25 protein-coding genes are annotated in these 25,800 nt (G+C 64.5%); 9 read left to right on the forward strand and 16 right to left on the reverse strand.

Annotated features, from left to right (window positions below; genetic code table 11):
* Positions 1–9: 9 nt before the first annotated feature.
* The 8 genes from MESS2_RS03805 to infC all read right to left on the reverse strand — a co-directional run bounded on the left by MESS2_RS03805 (position 10) and on the right by infC (position 6,805).
* On the reverse strand, positions 10–612 hold the full coding sequence (locus MESS2_RS03805) for a nucleotidyltransferase family protein (RefSeq protein ID WP_040592028.1): 603 nt from the start codon (positions 610–612) through the stop codon (positions 10–12).
* Positions 613–653: 41 nt separating this feature from the next.
* The gene (pheT, locus tag MESS2_RS03810; RefSeq protein ID WP_008872758.1) at positions 654–3,062 is read right to left on the reverse strand and encodes a phenylalanine--tRNA ligase subunit beta; all 2,409 of its coding nucleotides are present in this window, start codon (positions 3,060–3,062) and stop codon (positions 654–656) included.
* The gene (locus tag MESS2_RS03815; protein ID WP_008872759.1) at positions 3,059–3,481 is read right to left on the reverse strand and encodes a GFA family protein; all 423 of its coding nucleotides are present in this window, start codon (positions 3,479–3,481) and stop codon (positions 3,059–3,061) included. The genes pheT and MESS2_RS03815 overlap by 4 nt, the downstream gene beginning before the upstream one ends.
* On the reverse strand, positions 3,478–4,563 hold the full coding sequence (gene pheS / locus MESS2_RS03820; protein ID WP_040592030.1) for a phenylalanine--tRNA ligase subunit alpha: 1,086 nt from the start codon (positions 4,561–4,563) through the stop codon (positions 3,478–3,480). The genes MESS2_RS03815 and pheS overlap by 4 nt, the downstream gene beginning before the upstream one ends.
* Positions 4,564–4,659: 96 nt before the next feature.
* A complete protein-coding gene (gene rplT, locus MESS2_RS03825; RefSeq protein ID WP_006201247.1) occupies positions 4,660–5,061 on the reverse strand; it encodes a 50S ribosomal protein L20 in 402 nt (133 codons plus the stop codon).
* Between the two features lie 36 nt (positions 5,062–5,097).
* Positions 5,098–5,301: a 50S ribosomal protein L35 gene (gene rpmI, locus MESS2_RS03830; protein WP_006201248.1), complete on the reverse strand. Its 204-nt coding sequence runs from the start codon at positions 5,299–5,301 to the stop codon at positions 5,098–5,100.
* 181 nt (positions 5,302–5,482) lie between these two features.
* Positions 5,483–6,124, reverse strand: a complete 642-nt coding sequence (locus tag MESS2_RS03835) for a methyltransferase family protein (protein WP_008872761.1) — start codon at positions 6,122–6,124, stop codon at positions 5,483–5,485.
* 144 nt (positions 6,125–6,268) lie between these two features.
* A complete protein-coding gene (gene infC / locus MESS2_RS03840; protein WP_081482097.1) occupies positions 6,269–6,805 on the reverse strand; it encodes a translation initiation factor IF-3 in 537 nt (178 codons plus the stop codon).
* 207 nt (positions 6,806–7,012) lie between these two features.
* Here infC and MESS2_RS03845 point away from each other — a divergent pair, with 207 nt between their 5' ends.
* From MESS2_RS03845 to MESS2_RS03860, 4 genes are all read left to right on the forward strand, one after another.
* Positions 7,013–7,777, forward strand: coding sequence for an alpha/beta hydrolase (locus MESS2_RS03845; RefSeq protein WP_008872762.1), 765 nt, complete (start codon positions 7,013–7,015; stop codon positions 7,775–7,777).
* 51 nt (positions 7,778–7,828) lie between these two features.
* Positions 7,829–8,971, forward strand: coding sequence for a benzoate/H(+) symporter BenE family transporter (locus MESS2_RS03850; RefSeq protein ID WP_008872763.1), 1,143 nt, complete (start codon positions 7,829–7,831; stop codon positions 8,969–8,971).
* A 117-nt stretch (positions 8,972–9,088) separates the two neighbouring features.
* Complete coding sequence (locus MESS2_RS03855; protein WP_008872765.1) at positions 9,089–9,577, forward strand: DUF2852 domain-containing protein; 489 nt, start codon at positions 9,089–9,091, stop codon at positions 9,575–9,577.
* 119 nt (positions 9,578–9,696) lie between these two features.
* The gene (locus MESS2_RS03860; RefSeq protein ID WP_008872766.1) at positions 9,697–10,455 is read left to right on the forward strand and encodes a M48 family metallopeptidase; all 759 of its coding nucleotides are present in this window, start codon (positions 9,697–9,699) and stop codon (positions 10,453–10,455) included.
* A 29-nt stretch (positions 10,456–10,484) separates the two neighbouring features.
* Here MESS2_RS03860 and MESS2_RS03865 read toward each other — a convergent pair whose 3' ends face one another.
* Both MESS2_RS03865 and MESS2_RS03870 read right to left on the reverse strand, forming a co-directional pair.
* A complete protein-coding gene (locus tag MESS2_RS03865) occupies positions 10,485–10,703 on the reverse strand; it encodes a hypothetical protein (protein WP_008872767.1) in 219 nt (72 codons plus the stop codon).
* A 75-nt stretch (positions 10,704–10,778) separates the two neighbouring features.
* Entirely contained in the window at positions 10,779–11,687 is a 909-nt protein-coding gene (locus tag MESS2_RS03870) for a LysR family transcriptional regulator (protein ID WP_341872345.1), read from the reverse strand.
* Between the two features lie 247 nt (positions 11,688–11,934).
* Between MESS2_RS03870 and MESS2_RS03875 the strand changes: the two genes are divergently transcribed.
* The 5 genes from MESS2_RS03875 to MESS2_RS03895 all read left to right on the forward strand — a co-directional run bounded on the left by MESS2_RS03875 (position 11,935) and on the right by MESS2_RS03895 (position 17,300).
* Positions 11,935–12,594: a phosphoribosylanthranilate isomerase gene (locus tag MESS2_RS03875; RefSeq protein ID WP_040592042.1), complete on the forward strand. Its 660-nt coding sequence runs from the start codon at positions 11,935–11,937 to the stop codon at positions 12,592–12,594.
* Between the two features lie 86 nt (positions 12,595–12,680).
* Entirely contained in the window at positions 12,681–13,931 is a 1,251-nt protein-coding gene (gene trpB, locus MESS2_RS03880) for a tryptophan synthase subunit beta (protein ID WP_008872770.1), read from the forward strand.
* 1 nt (position 13,932) lies between these two features.
* Complete coding sequence (gene trpA / locus MESS2_RS03885) at positions 13,933–14,772, forward strand: tryptophan synthase subunit alpha (protein ID WP_008872771.1); 840 nt, start codon at positions 13,933–13,935, stop codon at positions 14,770–14,772.
* A 94-nt stretch (positions 14,773–14,866) separates the two neighbouring features.
* Positions 14,867–15,793, forward strand: a complete 927-nt coding sequence (gene accD, locus MESS2_RS03890; protein ID WP_008872772.1) for an acetyl-CoA carboxylase, carboxyltransferase subunit beta — start codon at positions 14,867–14,869, stop codon at positions 15,791–15,793.
* A 181-nt stretch (positions 15,794–15,974) separates the two neighbouring features.
* Positions 15,975–17,300 (forward strand): bifunctional folylpolyglutamate synthase/dihydrofolate synthase, encoded by a 1,326-nt coding sequence (locus MESS2_RS03895; protein ID WP_008872773.1) that lies wholly within the window; start codon positions 15,975–15,977, stop codon positions 17,298–17,300.
* A gap of 55 nt (positions 17,301–17,355) precedes the next feature.
* On the opposite strand, the gene MESS2_RS03900 is transcribed toward MESS2_RS03895, so the two are convergent.
* The 6 genes from MESS2_RS03900 to addB all read right to left on the reverse strand — a co-directional run bounded on the left by MESS2_RS03900 (position 17,356) and on the right by addB (position 25,777).
* Entirely contained in the window at positions 17,356–17,862 is a 507-nt protein-coding gene (locus MESS2_RS03900) for an RES family NAD+ phosphorylase (RefSeq protein ID WP_008872774.1), read from the reverse strand.
* Positions 17,863–17,870: 8 nt separating this feature from the next.
* On the reverse strand, positions 17,871–18,221 hold the full coding sequence (locus tag MESS2_RS03905) for an antitoxin Xre/MbcA/ParS toxin-binding domain-containing protein (protein ID WP_008872775.1): 351 nt from the start codon (positions 18,219–18,221) through the stop codon (positions 17,871–17,873).
* Positions 18,222–18,337: 116 nt separating this feature from the next.
* Positions 18,338–18,619: a cupin domain-containing protein gene (locus MESS2_RS03910; RefSeq protein WP_008872776.1), complete on the reverse strand. Its 282-nt coding sequence runs from the start codon at positions 18,617–18,619 to the stop codon at positions 18,338–18,340.
* Positions 18,620–18,748: 129 nt separating this feature from the next.
* A complete protein-coding gene (trxA, locus tag MESS2_RS03915; protein WP_008872778.1) occupies positions 18,749–19,072 on the reverse strand; it encodes a thioredoxin in 324 nt (107 codons plus the stop codon).
* Positions 19,073–19,145: 73 nt separating this feature from the next.
* Positions 19,146–22,658 carry a double-strand break repair helicase AddA gene (addA, locus tag MESS2_RS03920; RefSeq protein WP_008872779.1) on the reverse strand — a complete coding sequence of 1,171 codons (3,513 nt, stop codon included), beginning with the start codon at positions 22,656–22,658 and terminating at the stop codon, positions 19,146–19,148.
* Positions 22,655–25,777: a double-strand break repair protein AddB gene (gene addB / locus MESS2_RS03925; protein ID WP_008872780.1), complete on the reverse strand. Its 3,123-nt coding sequence runs from the start codon at positions 25,775–25,777 to the stop codon at positions 22,655–22,657. Before addB ends, addA begins: the two co-directional genes overlap by 4 nt.
* Positions 25,778–25,800 lie beyond the last annotated feature (23 nt).

Raw genomic sequence — 25,800 nt, forward strand, 5'->3', positions numbered from 1 at the left:
ATACCAGCCTCACCACGGCACGACTGTGATCTCCGGCCAGTTCTCCCTGGCCTGAGCACCCTTCGTCTCATGCGTCTGCCGATTATCCATCACCCGGTTCGGCGTGATGCGAAACGCGAAGATATCATCGAGGCCGAACGGCGCCACCAATTGGAGCTGGCTGTCATTGTCCATGCGGACGCCGACCGCATGGGTCTGCGAGGCGAAAAAGCCGAGCGAGTGGCTGGAGCTTGTATAGCGGGGGCAGGCACGTCCGAACTTCAGGGGGTACCATAGATGCACCCGCGCCTGATTGCGGATCTCGACCGGCAGCGGCAGGCCGGCGAAGGCTGGAGCGGCGCGGGCAATCACGCCGTCCTCGGCTTCATACGACAGGTCGCTCTCGTCGAAATAGAACAGGTCGACATCCCTGATGCCGTAACCCGACGGCTTGCCGGTCAGATGGTTCCAGACGCTGTTGTAAAGCGCGCCCGAGACAACCAGCCAATCGGGCAGATCGAGCCCCCGCGCCCGCTTCAGCGTCTCGCCGAGCAGCGGGTCGGCGGAGACGATGTCGAGGAAGGCCGTCCTTTGCCTTTCGAAGGAGAGCCCTGAGTAGCGAAGATGGTCCATCGCTCTTTGGAGAGCGATTCGCCATCTGCCGGCAATCCCCTTCATGCTCGCAGCACGCCGCCCGTCTGCTTGCCGACATTCTCGACGATGCGCCTGGCAAGCGCCTCGAAGTCTTCGTCGGTCAGTGTCTTCTCGACCGGCTGGATCGACACTTCGATGGCGATCGACTTCTTGGCGGCCCCTAACGAGGCGCCTTCGAAGACGTCGAAGACGGAGACGCCGGTGATCAGCTTCCTGTCGGCGGCAAGGGCGGCGCGAACCAGCATGCCGGCCTCGACCGCCCTGTCGACGACGAAGGCGAAATCGCGCTTCACCGCCTGGAAAGCGGACAGTTCCAGCTTAGGCTTGGTTTTTGTCGGCTTGGCCTTCGGCTCCGGCACGGCGTCGACAAAGACCTCGAAACCGCAGAGCGGGCCTGAGACGTCGAGCCCTTCCAGCGTCTTGGGGTGGAATTCGCCGAACGTGCCCAAAATGACCTTCGGCCCGAGCTTGATCGTGCCGGAACGGCCGGGGTGGTACCAGGCCGGGCCGCCGGCCTCGATCTGCAGCCGCTCGACCTGCGCGCCGCAGGCCTCGAGTGCGGCGATCGCGTCGGCCTTGGCGTCGAACACGCCGACCGGGCCTGAATTGCCGGCCCAGCTACGGCCGGAGCCGTCGAGCTTTGCCGTGCCGCGCCGCACGCCGGCGGCGACCCGCCGCTGCTGGTCGGCACCATCGCCCTCATATGTGCCCGACACTTCGAACAGCGCCACATCGCCAATGCCCTTGTCGACATTGCGCTGTGCGGCGGCGATCAGGCCGGGCAGCAGCGAGGGCCGCATGTCGGACATGTCGGCGGCAATCGGGTTGGCGAGCTTCAGCGCCGTCTGGCCGCCACCGAACAGTTCGGCATGCCTGGCCGGAATGAACGACCAGGTGACAGCCTCCATCATGCCGCGCACGGCGAGCGCCCGCTTGGCCGCGCGGGTACGGATCTGCAGCGTGGTCAGGATTTTCGCGTTGACCGCGTCGTGAGAACCGAGCGGCTGGGCCAAGATGTTGTCGACGCCGTGGATGCGCATCACCTCCTCGACCAGGTCGGCCTTGCCGTCGACATCCGGCCGCCAGGAGGGGACCTTCACGTCGACGATGTCGCCCGAGCCCTGCGGCTCGAAGCCGAGGCGCGACAGGATGTCGAGGCTTTCCGCCCTCGGCACCTCGATGCCGGTCAGGCGCTCCACTTCCGACAGCGGGAAGGCGACGATCTTGTCGATATGGCCGGCATATCCGGCCACCTCGATCTCCGTCGGCGTGCCGCCGCAGAAATCGAGCACCAGTTTCGTCGCCAGCTCCACGCCGGGGACCATGAATTCGGGGTCGACGCCACGCTCGAAGCGGTAGCGCGCATCGGTGATGATGCCGAGCGTGCGGCCGGTGCGCGCCGTAGTGATCGGATCCCAGAGTGCCGATTCGATCAGCACGTCTGACGTGTTCTCGTCGCAGCCGGAATGCTCGCCGCCCATGACGCCGGCGATCGACTCGACGCCATCCTCGTCCGCGATGACGCATATTTCGGGCGTCAGCGTGTATTCGCGGCCATCCAGCGCCCACACCTTTTCGCCGTCCTTCGCCCTGCGCACGGTCAGGTTGCCGGCGACCTTCGCGGCGTCGAACACATGCAGCGGCCGGCCGCGGTCGAAGGTGACGTAGTTGGTGATGTCGACCAGCGCGCTGATCGGCCTGAGACCAATGGCCAGCAGCCGCTGCTGCAGCCATTTCGGCGATGGGCCGTTCCTGACGCCCTTGACCAGCCGCAGCGCAAAGCCGGGGCAGAGCTCGGGGGCCTCTATGCTCACCTTGACCGGGCACATGCCGTTGCCGGCATGCGGCATGATCGCGCCGCCGACGAGCCGGCCAAGCCCGCTTGCCGCAAGATCCCTGGCGATGCCATAGACGCTGGTTGCGTCCGGCCGGTTCGGCGTCAAATTGATCTCGATCACCGGATCGTCGAGATGCGCATAGGCGGCGAAGCTGGTGCCGACCGGCGCATCGGCAGGCAGGTCGATGATGCCATTGTGCTCGTCTGACAGTTCCAGCTCGCGCTCGGAGCACATCATGCCGTGGCTCTCGACGCCGCGGATCTTGCCGACGGTCAGCGTCATGTCGATACCGGGAACATAGGTGCCGGGCGCAGCGAAAGCGCCGATCAGGCCCGCGCGGGCGTTCGGCGCGCCACACACCACTTGCACCGGCGCCTTGCCGTCACCGGTATCGACGGTGAGCACGCGCAGCCGGTCGGCGTCGGGATGCTGCACCGCCGTCAGCACTTTGGCGATGACGAAGGGCTTCAGACCAGCCTTGTCATCGACATGTTCGACTTCGAGGCCGATCGAGGTCAGCCGCTCGACGATCTCCGCCAGCGAGGCGTCGGTCTCGAGGTGATCCTTGAGCCAGGAGAGGGTGAATTTCATGACTGTGTTTCCGAAGGTCTTGCCACGCTGCTCTTGAGATGGCGCGGCAGTGAATCTGGCATGTGGAGAAAGGGAAGCTGCTCGCGCACATGGGCGTGGTGCGTCGGCTTGAAATAGGCTGGCATGTCCATGGCGCCGAGCATGAAGTAGATGTGGTCCTCCAGCCGCTCGTCGACATAGGCGATGGGCGAGCCGCAGATGCCACAGAAGGAACGCGTCACTGGCCCGTTCTCGAACATCTTCAATGCCTTGCCGGTAAGGGCGACCTGATCGTTCATGAAGCCGACAAAGGCCGATACCGGCGCGCCGCTGGCCCGCCGGCAATCGCCGCAATGGCAATAGCTGACATGGTGCGGTTCGGCCGAAGCCTCGAACCGCACGGCGCCGCAGCGGCAGCCGCCGGTGTGCGGCGCTGTCATGTGCTCAGTCCTCCGAACAGCGTCGGCATGTCGAGCGGCCTGAAACCGTAATGCGACAGCCAGCGCACATCGGCGTCGAAGAAGGCGCGCAGGTCCGGCATGCCGTATTTCAGCATGGCGATGCGGTCGATGCCCATGCCCCAGGCAAAGCCCTGATACTCGTCCGGGTCGAGCCCGCCATGCCGCAGCACATTGGGATGGACCATGCCGCAGCCGAGGATCTCCATCCAGTCGGAGCCTTCGCCGAAGCGCACTTCGCCCGGCCGCGAACGATCGCATTGGATGTCGACTTCGAGGCTGGGCTCGGTGAACGGGAAGAAGGACGGGCGGAAGCGCATCTTGACCTGCGGCACCTCGAAGAAGGCCTTGCAGAACTCCTCCAGCACCCATTTCATGTTGGCGACATTGGCTGATCTGTCGATGACCAGCCCCTCGACCTGATGGAACATCGGCGAATGGGTGGCGTCGGAATCCTGCCGGTAGGTCTTGCCGGGGATGACGATGCGGATCGGCGGCTTCTGCCGCTCCATGGTGCGGATCTGCACCGGCGAGGTGTGGGTGCGCAACAGCTTGCGCTCGCCCTTCTCGTCCGGCTGGAAGAAGAAGGTGTCGTGCATCTCGCGCGCCGGGTGTCCCTCGGGGAAATTCAGCGCGGTGAAATTGTAGTAGTCGGTCTCGATATCGGGGCCTTCGGCGATGGCGAAACCGAGATCGCCGAAGATGGCCGCAATCTCGTCGATGACCTGGCTGATGGGATGGATGCGGCCGCGCTCGGCCGGCGACTGGCGCACCGGCAAGGTCACATCGACCTTTTCGGCGGCCAGGCGGGCGGTGATCGCCACATCCTTCAACTCGGCCCGACGTGCGGAAAGCGCCTCGGTGACGCGGTTCTTGAGGCCGTTGATCGCCGGACCCTTGAGCTGGCGCTCCTCGGCGCTCATCGCGCCCAGCGTCTTCAGCATTTCGGAGACCGAGCCCTTCTTGCCGAGCGCCGAAACGCGCACGGCTTCGATGGCCTGCTCGTCGGCCGCCGACGCGATGTCGGCCATAAGGGAATTCTCTAGAGTTTCCATATCGCTCATGTTCCGGGCCTGATGGGAAGCAAAGAAAAACCCGCGCCAGCCGTGCCAGCGCGGGTTCCCCAAATCAGAATTGCGAATGCTTGGGAAGCGCTGGTCTTAGGCGACAGCGCTTTCAAAAGCGTTCGGCGTGGTGTTCTTGAGGTATTCGAGCGCGACCTTGGCCTTGGCCACGAGAGCGGCGAAAGCCTGCGGCTCGTGGATGGCCATGTCCGACAGGATCTTGCGGTCGATCTCGATGCCGGCCTTGTTGAGGCCGTCGATGAAGCGGCCATAGGTCAGGCCGTGCTCGTGGGTCGCGGCATTGATGCGCTGGATCCACAGCGCGCGGAACGAGCGCTTGCGGTTCTTGCGGTCGCGGTAAGCGTATTGCAGCGACTTTTCCACCGCCTGCTTGGCGATGCGGATGGTGTTCTTGCGGCGGCCGTAGAAGCCCTTGGCGGCTTTCAGGACCTTCTTGTGCTTGGCGTGCGAGGTGACGCCTCTTTTTACGCGTGCCATGTCATGATCTCCTTAAACGTGTCCGGACCGAATGCCCTAGAGGCCGTTCGGCAGAAAATTCTTGATGACCTTCTTGCCATCCGGTTCAGCCAGAACCATCGTGCCGCGGGCATTTCGAATGAACTTGTTGGAACGCTTGATCATGCCGTGACGCTTGCCGGCCGCAGCCGACAGGACCTTACCCGTACCTGTGATCTTGAACCGCTTCTTGGCGGCCGATTTGGTCTTCATCTTGGGCATTTTGCTACTCCGTTTATATGCGCACGATCGCGCTTTTTGTTCGCTTCAGGCCGACCAAAGCCCGAAAAGCAAATGAAACCGCCACGGCATGCCCTGCCGGGCGGTTTTTTGGGAACGGCGGTCCTATACGTCAAAGCCGGCGGCTGTGCAACACCTCAGGAGAGGCGACGTTCCGCCCCGATTACGGGAAGCGAAACAGCACTGGTAGTATGCCCGACTGCTGCGCGCCGTCGATCAGTTCGAAGAATGGCAGCGCCACCAGGAACACCAACCCGTCCAGCAGCGTGGTCCGCAGCAGGCGCGGCTTGAAGCTGCCGGTGTCGCCCTCCTCATAGAGCGACAACTTCGGAAAGAAGCGCGGCACCTTCGCCAGATAGGCCTGGTATGGCGCGCCGAGTACCTCCTTGAGGTATTTCTCCTCGCGCAGGATGACGATGTAGAAGGCACCCGCGCAAAGTAGCCCAAAGCCGATCGTGGCCGCGATCGAGCCGATCTGTGCGCCGACGCCGGCGGCTGCCAAGGTGGAGAAGACATAGAGCGGGTTGCGGGTGATCGAATAGGGTCCGCCGGTCACCACCTCGGAGGATTTGCGCCCGCCGATATAAAGCGTCGACCACAAACGCCCGGCGACGCCGAGAAAGATCAGCAGGACGCCGACCATCTCGATCGCTTCGTGCACAGGGGCGTCGGGAGGGAAAATCGACTGGCCGAACAGCAGCGCCGCGAACATCGCCACGATCAGAACGGCAAGCACCAGCCTGCGCATATGCTGGTAGCTGCCGAGCCCGTGTTTGACTTGCGCGTATCTGACTTCACTTGCCATGTCGGGAATCCGATCGTCGAGGAACTTTGCCGCGAACGTCTGGCCAAGAAAACAGGCACCCCGCCGATCGCCGGGACGCCTTGCACCATGATTCAGGCGGATTTAATGCACAGCCAAAAGCCTGCCGGTTTTGGGATAACAGCGTTAGCGCGGCGCCAGCACCATCATCATCTGGCGGCCTTCGAGCTTCGGTTCGGCCTCGACCTTGGCGATGGGTGCGACTTCCTCGCGAACCTTGTTCAGAAGCTGCATGCCGAGTTCCATATGCGCCATCTCGCGACCACGGAAGCGCAGCGTCAGCTTGACCTTGTCGCCTTCCTCGAAGAAGCGCCGGACGGCCTTCATCTTGGTCTCGTAGTCATGGCTGTCGATGTTCGGGCGCATCTTGATCTCCTTGATCTCGATGACCTTCTGGTTCTTGCGCGCCTCGGCCGCCTTCTTCTGATTGGCGTATTTCAGTTTGCCGAGATCGAGGATTTTTACGACGGGGGGCACCGCGTTGGGCGATATCTCGACCAGATCGAGCCCCGCCTCTTCGGCGAGCAGCAATGCATCGTTGATGGAGACATCGCCTCGGTTCTGGCCTTCGGCGTCGATTAGCTGGACCCGGGGAACCCGGATGTCACGGTTGGAGCGCGGCCCATCCTTGGTGGGCGCCGCTGCTTTGAAAGGTCTGCGAATGGTCGTGTTCTCCTTGAGCCGTTTCGTTCAGGGTTTTTCAGTTCGTATCTGTGGACGCGCCAATGTGGTGAGCGCGCGGCCGGAGTCAATAGCACAGCATTCTCAGGAAATCACCTGATTGCAGATCTGCACCAAGCAAAGAAAGACCGACAGCACTTTTCGCCGCCCCCTCGGCTGTGCCAAAAGACCGGCGTGAAGGAACCAGCCATGACCCCTCCGGTTTTTCTCGACGTCGACGGATTGAGCATCGCCGTCCGGCAGACGGCAGGAGCCGCGCCCGGCATCGTCTGGCTCGGCGGCTACAAATCCGACATGCTGGGCACCAAGGCCGAAACGCTGTCGCAATGGGCGGATGGGCAAGGCCGCGCCTTCCTGCGCCACGATTATTCCGGCCATGGCGAATCCGGCGGCGCCTTTGCCGACGGCACCATCTCGAAATGGCTGGCCGAGAGCCTTGCGGTGTTCCGCCATTACACCAAGGGCAAGCAGATCCTGGTCGGCTCCTCGATGGGCGCCTGGATCGCGCTGCGGATGGTCCAGGAATTGCGCAAGGCCGGCGAGAACCGCATCGCCGGCCTGGTGCTGCTGGCGCCGGCGCCGGATTTCACCGCCGAACTGGTCGAGCCGGTGCTGACCAAGGCGCAGAAGCGCGCTCTCAGAGAGAAGGGGTTTTTCGAGGAGCCGTCGGACTATTCCGCCGAGCCTTACGTCTATACGCGCGCGCTGATCGAGGACGGGCGCAACAATCTGGTGATGACCGGGCCGATCGACACGCATTGCCCGGTCCACATATTGCAAGGCCTGGCCGATCCCGACGTGCCGTCAAGCCATGCGCTGAAACTGGTCGGCCTGCTGCCGGCCGACGACGTGACGCTGTCGCTGATCCCCGGCGGCGACCATCGCCTGTCGCGGCCGCAGGATCTCGACATGCTGGTGCGGGCGGTGGACGCCATGGCGCGGCAAGCAGGCTAGAGGACGGGCAGGCTAGAGGACGGGCAGGCTAGAGGACGGGCAGGCTAGAGAATGCGCATTTCCATTCCGCTATCCGCCTTCGTCGCGGCAATCGTCGGCTTCGGCGGCACGCTGGCCATCGTGATTGCCGCCGCCAAGGCGGTCGGCGCGACGCAAATCGAGACCGCAAGCTGGGTGACGGCGCTTTGCCTGGCCATGGCGATCGAGAGCCTGTGGCTGTCATGGCGCACGAAAATGCCCATCATCACCGCCTGGTCGACGCCGGGCCTGGCGCTGATCGCGGCATCGAGCGGCTTTTCGATGGGGGAGGCGGTCGGCGCCTTCATCGTCACCGGTATCCTTTTGATCGCCACCGGCCTGTTTAAGCCGCTGACGCGACTGATCGCCAGGATTCCGGCCTCGGTCGCGTCGGGAATGCTGGCCGGCATCCTCGTCAGCTTCGCCACAAATGCGGTGAAGGCCATTCCCGTCGATCCCTGGCTGATCCTGCCGCTGATCGCGGCCTTCTTCGTCATCAGGCTGTTCAATCCGGCGCTGTCGGTGCTGGCGGTGCTGGTCGGCGGCGGTCTCGCCGCCTTTCTCACCGGCCGGGTCGGCGGCCTGCCGACGCCGGAATTGTCGACCCTGACGCTGGTTGCGCCGCATTTCTCCGTCACGGCGCTGATCGGGCTTGCCCTGCCGCTCTACCTCGTGACCATGGCCTCGCAGAACCTGTCCGGCCTCGCCGTGCTGAGGGCAGCCGGCTACCATCCGGAGCCCGGCCCGCTGATCGGCGTCACCGGCCTGTTTTCGCTGCTGACGGCGCCGCTCGGCGCCTCGACCACCAATCTGGCGGCGATCTCGGCCGCGATCTGCACCGGGCCGGACGTGCATCCCGATCCGGCCGAGCGCTGGAAGACCGGTCCCTTCTATGCGCTTGCCTATCTCGTCTTCGCCCTGTTCGGCGCCTCGCTGGTGGCGATCTTCGCCGTTTTGCCGCAGAGCCTGATCGTGCTGGTCGCCGGCCTGGCGCTGATGGCGCCGCTCGCCAACGCGCTGTCGATCGCGCTCAAGGAAGAAGGCGAGCGCATGGCCGCCACCGTCACCTTTGCCGCCACCGCCTCGGGGCTGACGCTGTTCGGCGTCGGCGCGGCGTTCTGGGGCCTGGTCGCCGGCCTGATCGTGCTTTTCCTCGAAATGCTCAAAAAGCGATAATCATTTCAGCCGCTTGTCCGGTTTTGGCCGGGACTGTCTTGAATCGCCGTTTTCCCCTTCCCATTTCGATTCCACGCAGCCGTATCTGGCTGTCTCCAACTGAAGGAACGGGAGAAAATGAACACATCTGCATTGATCCGTCCGGCCTGGACGCCGGCGACCATCGCGCTGATGGTGATCGGTTTCATGGTGTTCTGGCCGCTCGGCTTCGCCATGCTCGCCTACATCATCTGGGGCGACCGGCTCGACGGCTTCAAGCGCGACGTCAACCGCGCCACCGACGGCATCTTCGCCGGCTGCCGCCGCGGTTCCGACAAGGCCGCGCGCTGGGGTCATGGCTCCGCCCGCACCGGCAATGTCGCCTTCGACGACTGGCGCGAAAAGGAACTCGAGCGCCTGGCCGAAGAGCGCCGCAAGCTTGACGAAATGCTGAGCGAGTTCGACGATTATGCTCGCGAGCTGCGCCGCGCCAAGGACCAGGACGAGTTCGACCGCTTCATGGCGAACCGCAACAAGTCGACGGCCCCGACCACGACAACGGGAACGACCAAGACGACTGGGCCGACGACGCCCAAGCGCAAGGGCTCGAACCTGCTTGACGACTGAGGCTGAGCGACAAGCCTTGGCATGATGAACGGCGTCGCGCGAGCGGCGCCGTTTCTTTTTTGTTCTCTTTTCGAGTTCGCACCTCTAGTCGTTTTCCTCGAATCGCGTATCGTCCGGCCATGACCATCGGCTTCTTCCGCAACCTGACCAAGCCCAAGCCTGCGCCCGTCGTGGAACGCGAGCATTGTGTCGCCGGCCGCACGCTGCCGCTCAAGATCGTCGAGAGCGACCGCGCACGGCGGCTGACGCTGCGCATCGATTCCGGCGGCCGGGGCCTGCGCATCACCGTGCCGCCGGGCCTGCGCCGGGGCGAAGTGGAAAAATTCCTCGACCGCCATCAGGACTGGCTGGAGCAGCGGCTGGCCAAGGTGCCAAACCGGCCGCAGGTGCGGCCAGGCATCAAGATCCCGGTGCGCGGCGTGCCGCATCGCATCGTCCATGAACCGGCAAAACGCGGCACCGTCAGCATCTCGCGCGACGAGCGCGGTCCGCTGCTGATCGTGCATGGCGAGCGCATACACCTGCCGCGCCGCATCGCCGATTTCCTCAAGCGCGAAGCCAAGCGCGAGATCGAACGGCTGGTGGTCAAGCACACAGCCACGATCAACAAGCGCGCCAAGGCCATCCGCTTCAAGGACACGTCGAGCCGCTGGGGCTCCTGCACCTCCGACGGAAATCTGTCCTTCTCCTGGCGCATCATGATGGCGCCGACACCGGTCATCAACTACCTCGTCGCGCATGAAGTGGCGCATCTCAAGGAGATGAACCACGGCCCGAAATTCTGGAAACTGTGCGAGCAGCTTTGCCCCGACACCGAGCGCTGCAAGGACTGGCTGAAGCGCAATGGCGGCGCGCTGCAGGCGATCATGTTCGATTAACGCGGTCGGACCAGTTCTAGCCGGTCCGCTCAATCGTCATTCGCGGCGTTGAGGTCCTCCGGTCGTAAGCCTTCATCGCCATGGCGCGGCCAGGGCAGGAAGTTCCTCTGGAAGGCATCACTGCCGAAATAGTCGAGGGCGCGGTGCGCCTCGGCGCCGTTGAAGGCTGCCTTGTCCATCAAATGCGCAATGACCTCGCGTGCCTGCGCGACCTTCTGCCTGAGTTGGGCGACGGTTTCGTCTGCCATGGTTTTGCTCCCGCCTGTTATCTGTAGGAAGGTAGCGCTTTCCACCCCGGCGGCAAATGGCGGCACGCCCGACGCCTACGGGAGCGTTGATGCCTTAGGCAACCACTCTTCCATGAATTCGAGAAATGCCTGGACGCGCGGCGCGCGAAAACGCCCCTTCGGCGTCAGAGCCCACAGCGAAATCGTGTCCGAGCGATTTATATCGGCCAGAATTTCCACAAGCCTGCCCTCGCGAACGGCTTGCCCGACGACAAAATCGGCGAGGCGGACAATGCCATGGCCCTCGATCGCCATATCGAAAAGCATGCCGACATTGTCGCAGGCGAAATTTCCCTTGGGCAGGAAGCGCACGACGCCGTTTTCGGTTGCGATTGGCCAGGTCGTGGGCGAAAGCTGGCCCGATAGCGCAATGCAGCTGTGCCCTGCCAGGTCCATCGCTGAAAGCGGTGTTCCGGCTCGCTGCAGATAGGATGGCGCGGCGCAAATCAATCGGCGCCCTTCCGCCAGTTTGCGGACCACCAGATCAGACCCGGCGGCCGGGCTACCGCGTATGACGACGTCGGCTTGCTCGGCAACAGGATCAACGAGCCGGTCGGTCAAGGCGAGGTCCACCGAGACTTCGGGGAAACGTTGCAGAAAAGCCGGCAACGCATGCAACAGCGCCTGTCTGGCGAATCCAGTGCTGGAATTGAGCCGCAAGTGGCCCTTTGGGCTGCTGCGGGTCGACGACACATCGTCCTCGGTTCGGCCAATGAGCTCCAGTACGTCGCGCGCACGTTCAAGATAGAGCGCGCCTTCCGAGGTCAGCGCCAACCGTCTCGTGGTGCGTGTCAGCAGACGAACGCCGAGCCGGTCTTCGAGACGTGACACCAGCTTCGACAGCGCGGACGGCGTAACGCGCAGCTCCATGGCCGCCTTGGCGAAGGAGCCAGTATCCACGATGCGCACAAAGGCGGCCATTTCATCCGACGCAGCCATATTCATGAACCAGGATCACGAGTGAGTTATCAATCTAACTAATTATGTGCTCCAAAGGAAATGATAATCAGGTCGAATGCCTGCTACTCCCCGGCGATTGCCGCCGATCAACTATGACCAGATCAGAACGGCTGCGGCGATTGAGCGCCGCAGGGCGATCGACGAATTTTATCGGGCAATTTACGGACGAATCCGGTCTGCCGTTCGAAGGCTGTTCTCGACTCTTTTGCCGTTTCGTGCCAATCCCCGCGCCATGGCGCTCGACATCAAGATATGCGGGTTGAAGACCGACAAGGCATTGGCCGCGGCATTGGCCGGCGGCGCCAGCCATGTCGGCTTTATTTTCTTCGCCAAAAGCCCGCGCTTTATCGATCCCCTGGAAGCCGGTCGTTTGCGTGAGGCAGCGATCGCCAAGGCCAAGGCGGTTGCCGTGACGGTCGATGCCAGCGACGCGTTCCTGGACGAGATCGTCGGAAAAATGCGCCCCGACATGCTGCAGCTTCATGGCTCGGAGACGCCGGAGCGGCTGGCCGAACTCAAGGCGCGTTACGGCCTGCCTGTCATGAAGGTGCTGCCGATCAGCGAGGCGGCGGATCTAGAGCGGATAAGGCCCTTCGTCGGCATTGCCGACCGTTTCCTGTTCGACGCCAAGCCGCCTAAAGGTTCGGAACTGCCGGGCGGCAATGGCATTGCCTTCGACTGGCGCATTCTGGCCGGTCTTGACGCCGGCGTCGATTACATGCTTTCCGGTGGGCTCAACGCCGCCAATATCGGCGATGCCCTGAGACTAGCCAACCCGCCCGCAATCGACATCTCGTCCGGCGTGGAAAGTGCCCCGGGCGTCAAGGATCCGGCGCTGATCGAACAGTTTTTCCGGGCCGTCAGAGCCGCGCGGAATACCCGCGCAGCCTGAAGGATAGAACCCGGAGTATGTCCGGAAAAGTGGAAACCGGTTTTCCGACAAGGACATGCTCCAGAACAAGAAGTAGGAGATCGGCGATGGACAAGCCGGCGACACCCAATTCCTTCCGCACCGGACCCGACGAACAGGGCATGTTCGGCATCTTTGGCGGCCGCTTCGTCGCCGAGACGCTGATGCCGCTGATCCTCGACCTGGAACGGCACTGGAACGAGGTCAAGAACGACCCGGACTTCAGGGCCGAACTGACTGATCTCTCGACCCACTATGCCGGGCGGCCGTCGAAGCTTTATTTCGCCGAAGGCCTGACCCGGCATCTTCGCGAGGTTTCCTCGGCGAAGGGCCGTGGTGGCGGGGCGAAAGTCTACTTCAAACGCGAGGATCTGAACCACACCGGCTCGCACAAGATCAACAATTGCCTTGGCCAGATCCTGCTGGCCAAGCGCATGGGCAAGAAGCGCATCATCGCCGAGACGGGTGCCGGCCAGCATGGCGTCGCGTCGGCCACGGTGGCGGCGCGGTTCGGCTACCCTTGCGTGGTCTATATGGGCGCCACCGACGTTGCCCGCCAAAGCCCGAACGTCTTTCGCATGAAGCTGCTCGGCGCCGAGGTCAGGCCGGTGACTGCCGGCCACGGCACGCTGAAGGATGCCATGAACGAGGCCTTGCGCGACTGGGTGACCAATGTCGAGGATACCTATTACCTGATCGGCACCGCCGCCGGCCCGCATCCCTATCCGGAGCTGGTGCGCGACTTCCAGTCGGTGATCGGCACCGAGGCGCGCGCCCAGATCCTCGAGCGGGAAGGCCGGCTTCCCGACACCATCATCGCCTGCGTCGGCGGCGGCTCGAACGCCATCGGCCTGTTCCATCCGTTCCTCGACGACAGGCAGGTCCGCATCATCGGCATCGAAGCCGGCGGCCGCGGCCTCGACGGCATCGAACATTGCGCCTCGATGAATGCCGGCGCGCCCGGCGTGCTGCACGGCAACCGCACCTATCTCCTGCAGAACGCCGACGGCCAGATCATGGACGGCCACTCGATCTCGGCCGGCCTCGACTATCCGGGTGTCGGTCCCGAGCATTCCTGGCTGCGCGATAGCGGCCGCGTCGAATATGTGCCCATCCTCGACGACGAGGCGCTGGAGGCATTCAAGCTGACGACGCGGGTCGAAGGCATCATTCCGGCGCTGGAATCGGCCCATGCCATCGCGCATGCGGTCAAGATCGTGCCTGACATGGACAAGGACCAGATCGTCATCGTCAACCTGTCCGGCCGCGGCGACAAGGACGTGCACACGGTGGCCGACATGCTGGGCATGGAGATCTGATATGACCACCCGCATCGACCGCCGCATGGCGAAGCTCAAGAACGAAGGCCGCCCGGCGCTGGTCACCTATTTCATGAGCGGCGACCCGGACTACGACACCGCCTTGTCGATCATGAAGGCGCTGCCCAAGGCAGGCGCCGACATCATCGAAATGGGCATGCCGTTTTCCGATCCGATGGCCGACGGCCCGGCGATCCAGGCGGCCGGCCTGCGCGCGCTGAAAGGCGGCCAGACGCTGGTCAAGACGCTGAAGATGGCGTCGGAATTCCGCAGCGCCGACCAGGAAACGCCGATCGTTCTGATGGGCTACTACAATCCGATCTACATCTACGGCGTCGACCGCTTCCTCAGCGACGCGCTGGCCAGCGGCATTGACGGGCTGATCGTCGTCGACCTGCCGCCGGAAATGGACGAGGAACTCTGCATTCCGGCGCTCAAGGCCGGCATCAACTTTATCCGGCTGGCGACGCCGACCACCGACGACAAGCGCTTACCCAAGGTGCTCCAAAACACCTCCGGCTTCGTCTACTACGTGTCGATGACCGGCATCACCGGTTCCGCACTGGCCGACACCGGCAAGGTGGCGGCGGCGGTCAAGCGCATCAAGGGCCATACCGACCTGCCGGTCTGCGTCGGCTTCGGCGTCAAGACCGCCGAGCAGGCGCGCGTGATCGGCGCCAATGCCGATGGCGTCGTCGTCGGCACCGCGATCGTCAATGCGGTCGCCAATGTACTGGGGCCGAAGGGCGACAAGACCGCCGACCCGGCCGAGGCGGTCGCCACGCTGGTCAGCGACCTTTCCCAGGGGGTGCGCGCGGCCCGCCTTGCTGCCGCCGAATAATCTTCCTAGATCAGGTTTTGTGCATGTCGTTATCCCAAAACCGGTTCCCACTTTTGGGCGACATGCACTTCTCGTCAGGACAGGAGCCGAAGCGATGAACTGGATCACCAACTATGTCCGTCCGAAGATCAATTCGATGCTCGGCCGGCGCACCGACATGCCCGAGAACCTCTGGATCAAGGATCCCGAGACCGGCGAGATGGTCTTCCACAAGGATCTGGAGCAGAACCAGTTTGTCATCCCGGCCTCCGGCCATCACATGAAGATCTCGGCCAAGGAGCGGCTGAAATACTTCCTCGACGACGGCAAATACGAGACGCTCGACAACCCCAAGGTGGTGCTGGACCCGCTGAAGTTCCGCGACGAGAAGCGCTACACCGACCGGTTGAAGGACGCCAAGACCAAAACCGGGCTGGAGGATGCGATCGTCAATGCGCTGGGCACCGTCGAAGGCCTGCCGGTGGTGGTCACGGTCCAGGATTTTGCCTTCATGGGCGGCTCGCTCGGCATGGCGGCGGGCGATGCCATCGTGCATGCCTTCGAGGTCGCCTTGCAACGCAAGCGGCCGCTGATCCTGTTCGCCGCTTCCGGCGGCGCCCGTATGCAGGAAGGCATCCTGTCGCTGATGCAACTGCCGCGCACCACGGTCGGCGTCGACCGGCTGAAGGAGGCCGGCCTGCCCTATATCGTGGTGCTGACCAACCCTACCACCGGCGGCGTCACCGCCTCCTACGCCATGCTGGGCGACGTGCACATCGCCGAGCCCGGCGCGCTGATCGGCTTTGCCGGGCCGCGCGTTATCGAACAGACCATCCGCGAAAAACTACCCGATGGCTTCCAGCGCGCCGAATATCTGATGGAGCACGGCATGGTCGACATGGTGGTGTCGAGGCTGGAGATGCGCGAGACAATCGCGCGACTCCTGAAGATGCTGCTCAAGGTGCCACAGGAGCAGAAGCCGCTGGAGCCGGAAATCCTGCCGCCGGCGACGATCCCGGCTGAAGCACGGCCGCAGGCCTGACGCGACATTCTTGGCCGCGCATGATTCTTTCCGGAAATCGATTCCGATTTCCGGGGTCATGCGCCTAAAGCGCGTAGTATTTGAACGGATTCATGCAGCGCGCTTTAGGTTCTTGTTTTTACGCATGTCGTTGTCGCAAAACCGCTGCGCACTTTTGCGCGACATGCGCTAGGATTCTCCCATGACAACGCTTGCCGCCGACCGTGAAATCGAAAGCCTGATGGCGCTTCATCCGAAGGGCTTCGACCTTTCGCTGGACCGTATCTCCAGGCTGCTCGAGCGGCTGGGCAATCCGCAGGACCATCTGCCGCCGGTCATCCACATCGCCGGCACCAACGGCAAGGGCTCGTGCGCCGCCTTCTCGCGCGCGTTGCTGGAAGCGGCCGGCCATCTCGTCCACGTGCATACGTCGCCACATCTGGTGAACTGGCATGAACGCTACCGGCTGGCCGCCGATGGCGGCGGCAGGCTGGTCGACGATGATGTCTTCGCCGAGACAATAGCGCGCGTCGCCAAGGCCAATGAAGGCCAGACGATCACCGTCTTCGAGATCCTCACCGCCGTCACCTTCCTCTTGTTTTCCGAGCATCCGGCCGAAGCCGCTATCATCGAGGTCGGGCTTGGCGGCCGCTTCGACGCCACCAATGTCATCGACAGGCCGGCAGTGTCGGTGATCATGCCGGTCTCGCTCGACCATGAAGCCTATCTCGGCGACCGGGTCGAGCTGATCGCCGCCGAAAAGGCCGGTATCATCAAGCGCGGCTGCCCGGTGGTCATCGGCGCGCAGGAGAGCGACACGGCGCTGCAGGTGCTGATCGAAACCGCCGAGCGGCTGGACTGCCCGACCTTCGTCTATGGCCAGGATTTCCTCGCTTTCGAGGAAAACGGCCGCATGGTCTACCAGGACGAGGACGGGCTGATGGACCTGCCGCCGCCGCGCCTGCCGGGGCGTCATCAGTTCGCCAATGCAGCCGCGGCGATCGCGGCGGTCAAGGCCGCTGGCTTCGAGATCAGCCACCGCGCCGCCGAAAAGGCGATGGCCACTGTCGCCTGGCCGGGCCGCATGCAGAAGCTGCCGCAGGGCCGGCTGACGGATCTGGCGCCGAAGGGCGCCGACATCTGGCTCGACGGCGGGCACAATCCGGGAGCAGGTATCGTTGTCGCGGAGGCCCTGGCCGAACAGGAGGAAAAGAACCCGCGGCCGCTCGTCCTGATCGCCGGCATGATCAACACCAAGGACCAGGCCGGCTATTTCCGCGCCTTCAAGGGCCTCGTGCGGCATGTCTACACGGTGCCGGTGAGCCTCAGCGAGGCCGGCGTGCCGAATGACGAACTGGCGATCCGCGCCACGGAGGCCGGCCTGTCGGCCGAGCCGGTCAGTTCCGTCGCCAGCGCGCTGATGCTGCTGCGCGACAGCTGGGACGGACAGCCGCCACGCATCCTGATCGGCGGCTCATTGTACCTGGCCGGCGCGGTACTGGCTGAAAACGGCACGGCGCCGATCTGATCTATTCTGCCGGACCTCCGGTACCAAGAGGCTAGAACGCGGGGCGATTGCTGCGTCATTGCGCGTCTCTCGACAGTCTGCCTTCGTCGTCGATCACCGCGAGCCGCGACGGCGGAGCATCGCCCCATTTCCATAGAACGAGGTTGAGATCAGTCTCGGCAGCGCCGGCCGCAAAGCTGCGAACGAGCAGGGCCTGGTAGCCTTTCGCGATCAATCGGCGCGCCAGAGCCTGCGTTCTTGCCTCTCCGCTTGCTTGCATCTCATCGCGCCAGGCGCTGTCAGAGAGCGCGGCTGCATCCAACCCTTCTTCCTTGAGCGCTGCCTCGTCCCGACTGTCGAAAACCTCCGTGATTTCGGCGTCGCAGGAAACGAGCGTCGTCGGCTGGAGATTGCCGACCTGGTTGGCCTCGCGTAGAGCAGTCATGACGGTCAGCGACGTATAGAGCGCCGGCGTGCCCTTCGGGTTAAACCGCCCGCCAAACAATGCGGCGCCCCGCCCTGAGAGCGGTTCACGTGCGTAGATCGGGTTGATCGCCCGAAACAGTTTGCCGCGGTAGTGCATCAGCGATGTCAGGCGTGAACGCCGGCATCGATCGCGTCGACATACTCAAGCACCTCCGAGGCTCGCCCGCCGCGCACAAGCTGCATCGCCGTCTGCCCCGAAAAGCCGGAGAGAGGTTCGGACCGGTACCAGGCATAGGCCACCAGCGCCGAGCCAAAGCGCGGTTCGACCTTGTTGATGATTTCAACCATCTCGCGCAGGCGGCGCTGCGTCTTGTCGGAACGGATGCGCTCCTTGCGCTGGACGGCGTCGCGGCCGAGCCCGGCAGTTCGGGCCACTTCCTCGCTAGTGGTGCGCAGTGCCTCGGCGATTTTGCGTGGGGCAAAGAATCCCCCGTCCGCGTACTGAACCAGAGCCATTTCAACCTGCCTTAAACGCATATTCTGACGCAATATAGCGTCAATATAGTTGGCATTCAAGGTTAGCTCTGCGACCCTGCCTCAACCGGCAATGTCGCGAGAATCCGCTCCGGAGGCTACTTCAGCTCGATCTCGATGAAGGCGTATTCGCTCTCATTGGCGCTGATGACGTCGTGCTCGACGCCCTCCTCGCGGAAATAGGGCGCGCCCTTCTTCATCTCGGCGAAGGATTCGCCATCCTTGGTCAGCAGCTTCAGCTTGCCGTCCATCAGCGGCACGATGACGTAGTCGTGGCCATGGCGGTGCCAGCCGGTGTTGTCGCCCGGCTGGAAGCGATATTCGGTGACGATGACGCGCTCATTGTCGATGAAGACGGTGGCCTTGGCGGATCCGGTCATGGGGTTCTCCTGTCTGTCTGAACAGAGGACATGGAGCGCCATAGTGCGAGGGCCAGAGCGACCAGTCGATGACGCCAAAGAAAAGCCCGGCGCGATGGCCGGGCTCCTTCAGTCCGAATTTCACAACGATCAGGCGAGATTGCCGTTGATCCAATGCGACAGCGCCGTCTTGGGTGCAGCGCCAACCTTGATATCGGCCCTTTCGCCACCCTTGAAGATCATCAGCGTCGGGATCGAGCGGACGCCGAACTGTGCGGCGAGCTCCGGATTCTCGTCGATATTGAGCTTGGCGATCTTGACCTTGCCGCCGAGTTCGTTGGCGATCTCCTCAAGCGCCGGCGCGATCATCTTGCAGGGGCCGCACCACTCCGCCCAGAAATCAACCACGACCGGCTCCTTGGCGTTAAGCACATCGGCCTGGAAATTGCTCTTGTCGACCTTGACGGTGGCCATGCGGAAATCCTTTCGATTTTTTCGTCGTACCAAATGTGGTGGTGATCGCATCTTTGTTCAAGCAGGTGTTGTGTCACGCTGCCGTGAGTCGGGCAAGGGCATCATCCATGACCGCGCCCGGCAGTTCGATCAGCCGCGGCGCCTCCGTGAACAGCAGCGCCGCCTGAACCTCGCGTCCGGGGTAAAGCGGCTGGAGCAAGGCGCGATAAAGCGCAAGCTGGAGCACATAGGCCGGTGGAACCTCGGCAATCGTCGCGGGCGCCGGCCGGTTGGTCTTGTAGTCGACGATCGACACTTTGCCCGGCATGACCGCCAGCCGGTCGATCTTGCCTGAGATGGAGCGCAGCCTGCCCTTCACCTCAAGGCTGCCCATGACCGAGACCTCGGCGCGTGAGGACGGCGAGAACAATTCGCCGAAGCGGGCATCGGTGAGGATGGCGGTCACCGAGGCCAGAGCCTTGTCGTGCTCGGCATCGGACCATTGCGCGCCGGCGCGCATGAGGTAGCGCTCCGCCGCATCCCGGCGTTCAGCCTCGGCGATGCCAGGCAGCATCTGCAGCAATTTGTGCAATACCAGCCCCCGCATCACTGCAAAGCCGGGCTCCGCCTCGGCATCCAGCACCGGCGAGCCCGTGTCGATCACGGCCTGCTTCGTCTCGTCGATCAAGGCCGAGGCGCCGGAGGGCGACAATGGCCGCGGCAGATCCTCATAGGACGGCAAGGGCTGAAACAGCGTCTTCGGCAATGGTCCGAATTGCTGCGCCTGCTGCGCCTCCTCGGCGGCCGCTTGTGCGACCGGCGGCAATTTTGTCACGTGAAAGCGATGTACGGCCTCGCCCGTGGCCGGGTGTTGCCGCTCGGTGCTTTCCAGCGCCCCGACCAGCGCGCGGCTGACGATCGAATGCCAGGTACCGGTGTTCGGCGCTCGCTTGCCGTGATAGCCGCAGACGATCAGCCGATCCTCGGCACGCGTCATGCCGACATAAAGCAACCGCCGGTATTCGTCGTCGGCCAGTTCGCGGGCACGGACCGAAGCGGCCCGCGAAAAGCCATTGGCGACATCGCTGGCCGAGCGCCAGAGATAGCCCTTGCCATCCCAACGTTCGCCCGAGCCATCGAACGGCATCAGTCGCGGCAGATGCTGGTCGCTGAAGGGGGCCGAGCCACCATCGACCAGGAACACCACCGGCGCCTCCAGGCCCTTGGCGGCGTGCACGGTCATGACACGAACCTCGTCGCGGGTCTGGTCCATCTCCCGCTTGATCTCGGGACCGGCATTCTCCAGCGTCGACAGGAAGGATTCCAGTCCCGGCAGGCCGGTCCGCTCCTCGGCCAGGCAGAAATTCAGGAACTCGTCGAGTATGTCGCCGGCTTCCGGCCCGAGCCGCGCGATCATCTTCCTGCGCAGGCCGTCGCGGGCGAGGATGGCGGCATAGAATTCGAACACCGGCTTGAACGCCGCTTCGTTGGACCATGTGTCGAGTTGGGCAACGATTGCGGCCAGGGCAATGCTCTCGCCGGCATGTTTCCTGAGCGAAGCGATCAACGGGAGACCGGGCAGCCGCTCGCCCGCCAGCCTGAAAAGCATCTCTTCCGAAACATCGAAGACCGGGCTGCGCAGCACTGCGGCAAGCGACAGATCGTCCTGCGGCTGAATGAGAAAATGGCCGAGCGCGATCAGGTCCTTGACCGCGATATGGCCGGGCAGGCTCAGCCGGTCGGCGCCGGCGACCGGGATGTCGCGGCGCTTCAGCGCGCGCGTCAGCGCATGGACGAAGCGGTCGCGCTTGCGCACCAGCACCAGGACGTCGCCGGGCCGAAGCTTCTTGCCGCGGCCTTCGATGACCTCGCCGCAGGCGATCCAGCCGGCAATGGTCGCCGCGACGTTTTCGGCAACGCGCACAGCCGGCGCATGGGCGTGGTCGACGGCTTGCGTCCAGTCGTCGGGCTCGTCGACGGCATCCGCGCCGATCGAGGGCCAGACCTCGGAATAGCCCGGTGCGTCGGTGCGGATCGCCTGGTGGCGCAGCGGATCGGGATCGTGGCTGATGCCGCGCCGCACGGCAGGGTCGGCGAAGACGCGGTCGACCGCGGCGAGCACGTCGTCGCTCGAGCGGAAGGACCAGGTCAGCTTGAGATCGGCGAAGGCGGCATCGGCGGCGCGCACCTTGCCGGCAAACAGCAACCTTGAGTCGGCGAAGGAGTCGGGCGCCGCGCCCTGAAACGAATAGATCGACTGCTTTTCGTCGCCGACGGCAAAGATGGTGCGGTGGACCGTGTCGCGCGCGCCTTGCCCGGCAAAGAATTCTTCCGCCAGCCGCTTCACCACATCCCATTGGTCGGGACTGGTGTCCTGTGCTTCGTCGAGCAGTATGTGGTCGATGCCCTGGTCGAGCTTGTACTGCACCCACGGTCCGGCGTCCGGCCGCGCCAGGAGATTGACCGTGCGGGTAATGAGGTCGTTGAAGTCCAGGAACCCACGGGCGCGCTTCAATTGCTCGTAGCGGGCGATCAGCCAGTCGGCGATGGTCAGTGCCGCACTTGTGCCTTCCAGCATCCTGAACAGGGCCAGCCGGTCCGAGATTTCGATTATGGCGCCGACTGCCGCCAGATAGCGTTCCGGCAGATCGGGCAACCGGTCGAGCAGCGCCTTCTTGAACGTCTTTGCCGGCTCATAGGGGGCGCCATCCGCGCGCAGGAAGGCCTTGCCCAACAATTGCAGCCGCCGGATCGGATCGTCCTCGGCAAAGGCAAGACGGGCATAGGGCAAGATGTTGTTCAGCACGATGCGGGCGTCGGCGGCTTCGGCAGCGCGGGCAAAGGTGACGAAATAGTCCGGCAGGAAACCCGGCAAGGGCCAGACGGACGCCGCGATATCGTCGGCGGTCTGGCCGGGGCGGAACCGGAACTCGTCGAACAGCGCCCGGAAGCCATCGCCGCCGGCAGCCGCGATGAAGGCGCGCAAACCGTCGCGCTTGCGCACGATCTCGGCAAGCAATGCGTCGAGCCCCGCCTCGCCGCCGCGTTCCAGCACGGCGGCGAAGGCCTCGGCCAGCCCGGCGTCGCCTGCGGCCGTGCCCGAAATCATGTCGCGGCGGGCGGCGGCGAACAGCGAGGCCTCCATCTGCGGATCGAGCATTTCGAAATGGGCCGGAATGTTGGCTTCCAGCGGGAACTGGTGCAGCACCGATTCGCAGAAGGCGTGGATGGTCTGGATCTTCAGCCCGCCCGGCGTTTCCAGCGCCTCGGCGAACAGCCGGCGCGCCCGGCACATGGTGTCGCGATCGAGCCGCCTTCCGTCCAGAGCCTCTATCCTTGCCGAGAGCTCCATATCGCCAAGCGCCGTCCATTCCGAGAGTGTCGAAAACACCCGGTTCGACATATTGGCGGCGGCGGCGCGCGTATAGGTCAGGCACAATATCTTCGACGGATCGGTGCCCTTGAGCAGAAGCCGGATCACGCGCTGCGCCAGCACATGGGTCTTGCCGGAACCGGCATTGGCCGACACCCAGGCGGAATTCCGCGGGTCGGAGGCCTTTGCCTGGCTAATGGCGGTGTCGGTCGGGATCGGATAGGCTTTTTTCACGCCTCCCCTCCCTCGTCGTCGGCATCACCACCGGCGGACCATTCGAGCACGCGGGCGAGATGGTCGTAGTCGCCATCGGTCTCGCCCTCGCGAAACGGCAATGCGCGTGACAGGTAACCGGTCGCCGGGTCGGCATAGTGGATCAGCAGATTTTCCAGCCGCGCCCAGGCTTCCTCGGCGAGATCGGCGGCGGTTCGCGGCTTGCGGTTGTATTCGAGGATGGATTCCTCGAACACCTCGCCATTCGGCTTCAGCCTGATGAAGGCCAGTTGCGACGGCTCGCACGCACCCAGCTCCCTGAAAGCGCCGCGCCTCAGCAACGCGCCTTCCAGCGCCAATTGTGGCGACAGTAGCGTGTGCGCCTGCGCCTTGGACGGCGAGGAGCCGGTCTTGTAGTCGAGAATGTCGGCCATGCCGCCGGCCAGCAGATCGATGCGATCGGCATAGCCGGACAGCGTCACGCCGGATTGGCCGACGCCGGTCTTTTGGGCGCGCTCCTCGGCATGTCGCCGGACTACGGCATCGGCGCGGCCACGCTCCCATTCGACGATGCCGCCGGCAAGCTTTTCGAAGCGCGGCCACCATACCGCCTCGACATCGGCCGGAAGGGCCGCCTCGGCGAAGCAGGCGCGGCCGGCGGCGATAAGGCCGGCCAGCGCCTCCGGTGCGCGCGGGTCGGCCACGTCAGCCGAGAAAAGATGCAGGATGGCGTGAAACAGCGTGCCGCGCTCGGCGGCGCCCGGATCGCGGATGAGCGGATCGAGCGGCATCAGGCCGAGGATCCTCCTGGCATAGATCGCGTAGGGGTCGCGGCGCAGCGTCTCGATCTCGGTGACCGAGAAATGGGTTGGCCGGACAGTCAGCGGCGGCTTCGGCTGCGGCCGCGGCGCGAAATCCCGCTTCTCGCCGGCATCGAGCGCGCGCGCCCAGGCCAGCAATTCGTCGCCGCGCCGGCTAAGCACCGCCGCATGGTCCTTGCCGATAAAGGTGAGGATGCGCTGCAGCCAGCGCGACGGCACCGCCGGCGCATCGCCGGAGCGGGCGGAGCGCGCCAGCACCACTTTGCTTGCGCCCATCGCCATCTGGAAATCATGGGCGGCAAGGCCGATGCGCCGTTCGGGCGGCTCGAGATCGATGCCGCTCTTCATCAGCCGCGACATGAAGCGGTCGCTCTCCGGCTTGCGCGGCCATACGCCTTCGTTCAGGCCGCCAATGACCAGCGTGTCGACGCTTTGCAGGCGGGCTTCCAGCGCGCCCCAGATGGCGATGTTCCGGTCGGTACCTTGCGCCGGCTTGACCGTTTCGGGCGCGATCAGTGCCTCCATCACGTCAGGCCATTCATCCGCGGCGAAGGAGAACGGCACCGAGGCGGCGACCAGTCCGCGCAGCAGTTCGGCGAGCTTTTCGCCGGCATCGCCCGCATAAAGGCCGCTCAGACTGCCATCCGCGGCACGGCCGAGATTCTCGAGGGCGACGACGCTGGCCCTGCTCAGCGCGGGAAGATCGGCGTCGCCCTCGCCGCGAAGCGCGATCAGCGGCGCCAGCGCGGCGGCAAGGCGGACAAGCAAATCGCGGGCGGCCTCGATGCTGTGCACGGTCAGGCGCGAGAACCAGAAGGGCTCGCGCTTGTCGCCACTCAGGCCGGTAAGGCGAGTTTCGAAGAGTTCCGCCAGCGATGCGATATCGGGACGTCCGGTGCCGCCGCGCAGCGCCACCAGTTCGATGATCTCCGCGGCATGGCGGACTTCCGTTCTTTCCAGGCCAAGGCCAAGCAGTGGATGCTTGAGCAGCGACAGCAGCGCGACCGGATCGCCGGGATGGAAGGCGGCCTGAAGTATCAGCCTGAGCAGGCCGGCGGCAAGCGTGCCGGCAAGCGGCGTGCCGCCGGAATCGTCGGCGACGACGCCGAAGCGCAAAAGTTCGGCCGCAACGCGCCGCGCCAGGGAACGGTCGCCGGTGACGAGCGCGGCGCGCCGGCCGGGCTCCTCGACGGCGCGTTTGAGCGCGACGGCGATCGCCACGGCCTCGTCGCGTTCGCTGGCGGCTTCGAGAAGCGTCACTTCGGCGAAGGCCTCGGCAATCTCGCCCGCAGCGAAGCCGAGCCGCGTCTCGGCCCACAATTCGGTGGTCTCGGCCGGCCGCAGGGCCTCGCCGACGAGCGCCGCGCGCAGCGCCAGCGGCTTTTCGGCAACCGCGATCTCCTCGACATCGCCGCGCAGCACGCCGATCTTGCCGATCAGCTTGGCCAGGCCATATTGCGGATGGCCAAGCAGAGCCGGGCGGGCGCCAGGTGCGGCAATCGCCTGGAAGGACGGCTCGTCCAGCATCGTGTCGAGGCCGGGCAGCACGACGGCGCCGCCGGGCAGGCCGGCGATCACGGCGAGCAGTTCGGCGGTGGCGGGAATAGATCCGGTGGAGCCGGCGGCGATCACCGGCCCAGCGGGCGGGTTGCGCTTCAGCCGCGCCGCTTCCAGCCTGATCAGCGCATTGCGATGCGCGGCGGGGTTGGAGCGGTTGCGCTCCTCCAGGATATCAGGCCAGTTGTCGGTGACGATGCCGAGGAAATCGAGCGTCACTTGCCACCAGCCGGCCAGATTGCCGGTCACCAGATCGGCTAACCTGGTCCAGTCCGTGCCTTCCGTCTCGATCTCGTCCATCAGCCGGGCCAGGTCGCGCGCCAGCCAGATGGCATCGGCGGCGGAGGCCGGCACGACGATCTCCTCGTCGAAAAGGGCCGCGACATGCGCCGGCAGTCGACGTTTCCAGGCGCGCACCAGCGGCGCCAGCAGCAGCAGGCGCTCGATCGCGGCAATCGGCGGCGCCAGATCGAGAGCGGCCGCCGCTTCGGCCTCGAAGGCAGCTTCGTCCTCGTCGAATTCGCCAAGCGGGCGGATCACCGGCAGGATCGCCGAACGACTGCCGAGCACGTCGACGAAGACGCCGCGCAGCGCGCGCGCGGCGCGGCGGGTCGGCACATAGATGGTGACATCGGCCAGCGCCAGCGGCTCGCCGTCGAAGCGGAAGCCCGGAACGAGCCGGCCCGAGAGCAAGGCCTCGGCCAGCGTCGGCAGGAACGGCGCTCCGGAGGGAATCGAGAAAACGCGGCGGGAGCCGCTCATACGGCTTTCGCCAGAGCAGGATG

This window comes from Mesorhizobium metallidurans STM 2683, from assembly GCF_000350085.1.
In the GTDB taxonomy this organism is placed as follows: domain Bacteria; phylum Pseudomonadota; class Alphaproteobacteria; order Rhizobiales; family Rhizobiaceae; genus Mesorhizobium; species Mesorhizobium metallidurans.

Bases quoted from the DNA above. Each gene is read 5' to 3' on its own strand.
- MESS2_RS03805 (WP_040592028.1), bottom strand. From the start codon at position 612: ATGGACCATCTTCGCTACTCAGGGCTCTCCTTCGAAAGGCAAAGGACG.
- pheT (WP_008872758.1), bottom strand. From the start codon at position 3,062: ATGAAATTCACCCTCTCCTGGCTCAAGGATCACCTCGAGACCGACGCC.
- MESS2_RS03815 (WP_008872759.1), bottom strand. From the start codon at position 3,481: ATGACAGCGCCGCACACCGGCGGCTGCCGCTGCGGCGCCGTGCGGTTC.
- pheS (WP_040592030.1), bottom strand. From the start codon at position 4,563: ATGAGCGATATGGAAACTCTAGAGAATTCCCTTATGGCCGACATCGCG.
- rplT (WP_006201247.1), bottom strand. From the start codon at position 5,061: ATGGCACGCGTAAAAAGAGGCGTCACCTCGCACGCCAAGCACAAGAAG.
- rpmI (WP_006201248.1), bottom strand. From the start codon at position 5,301: ATGCCCAAGATGAAGACCAAATCGGCCGCCAAGAAGCGGTTCAAGATC.
- MESS2_RS03835 (WP_008872761.1), bottom strand. From the start codon at position 6,124: ATGGCAAGTGAAGTCAGATACGCGCAAGTCAAACACGGGCTCGGCAGC.
- MESS2_RS03845 (WP_008872762.1), top strand. From the start codon at position 7,013: ATGACCCCTCCGGTTTTTCTCGACGTCGACGGATTGAGCATCGCCGTC.
- MESS2_RS03850 (WP_008872763.1), top strand. From the start codon at position 7,829: ATGCGCATTTCCATTCCGCTATCCGCCTTCGTCGCGGCAATCGTCGGC.
- MESS2_RS03855 (WP_008872765.1), top strand. From the start codon at position 9,089: ATGAACACATCTGCATTGATCCGTCCGGCCTGGACGCCGGCGACCATC.
- MESS2_RS03860 (WP_008872766.1), top strand. From the start codon at position 9,697: ATGACCATCGGCTTCTTCCGCAACCTGACCAAGCCCAAGCCTGCGCCC.
- MESS2_RS03865 (WP_008872767.1), bottom strand. From the start codon at position 10,703: ATGGCAGACGAAACCGTCGCCCAACTCAGGCAGAAGGTCGCGCAGGCA.
- MESS2_RS03870 (WP_341872345.1), bottom strand. From the start codon at position 11,687: ATGAATATGGCTGCGTCGGATGAAATGGCCGCCTTTGTGCGCATCGTG.
- MESS2_RS03875 (WP_040592042.1), top strand. From the start codon at position 11,935: ATGGCGCTCGACATCAAGATATGCGGGTTGAAGACCGACAAGGCATTG.
- trpB (WP_008872770.1), top strand. From the start codon at position 12,681: ATGGACAAGCCGGCGACACCCAATTCCTTCCGCACCGGACCCGACGAA.
- trpA (WP_008872771.1), top strand. From the start codon at position 13,933: ATGACCACCCGCATCGACCGCCGCATGGCGAAGCTCAAGAACGAAGGC.
- accD (WP_008872772.1), top strand. From the start codon at position 14,867: ATGAACTGGATCACCAACTATGTCCGTCCGAAGATCAATTCGATGCTC.
- MESS2_RS03895 (WP_008872773.1), top strand. From the start codon at position 15,975: ATGACAACGCTTGCCGCCGACCGTGAAATCGAAAGCCTGATGGCGCTT.
- MESS2_RS03900 (WP_008872774.1), bottom strand. From the start codon at position 17,862: ATGCACTACCGCGGCAAACTGTTTCGGGCGATCAACCCGATCTACGCA.
- MESS2_RS03905 (WP_008872775.1), bottom strand. From the start codon at position 18,221: ATGGCTCTGGTTCAGTACGCGGACGGGGGATTCTTTGCCCCACGCAAA.
- MESS2_RS03910 (WP_008872776.1), bottom strand. From the start codon at position 18,619: ATGACCGGATCCGCCAAGGCCACCGTCTTCATCGACAATGAGCGCGTC.
- trxA (WP_008872778.1), bottom strand. From the start codon at position 19,072: ATGGCCACCGTCAAGGTCGACAAGAGCAATTTCCAGGCCGATGTGCTT.
- addB (WP_008872780.1), bottom strand. From the start codon at position 25,777: ATGAGCGGCTCCCGCCGCGTTTTCTCGATTCCCTCCGGAGCGCCGTTC.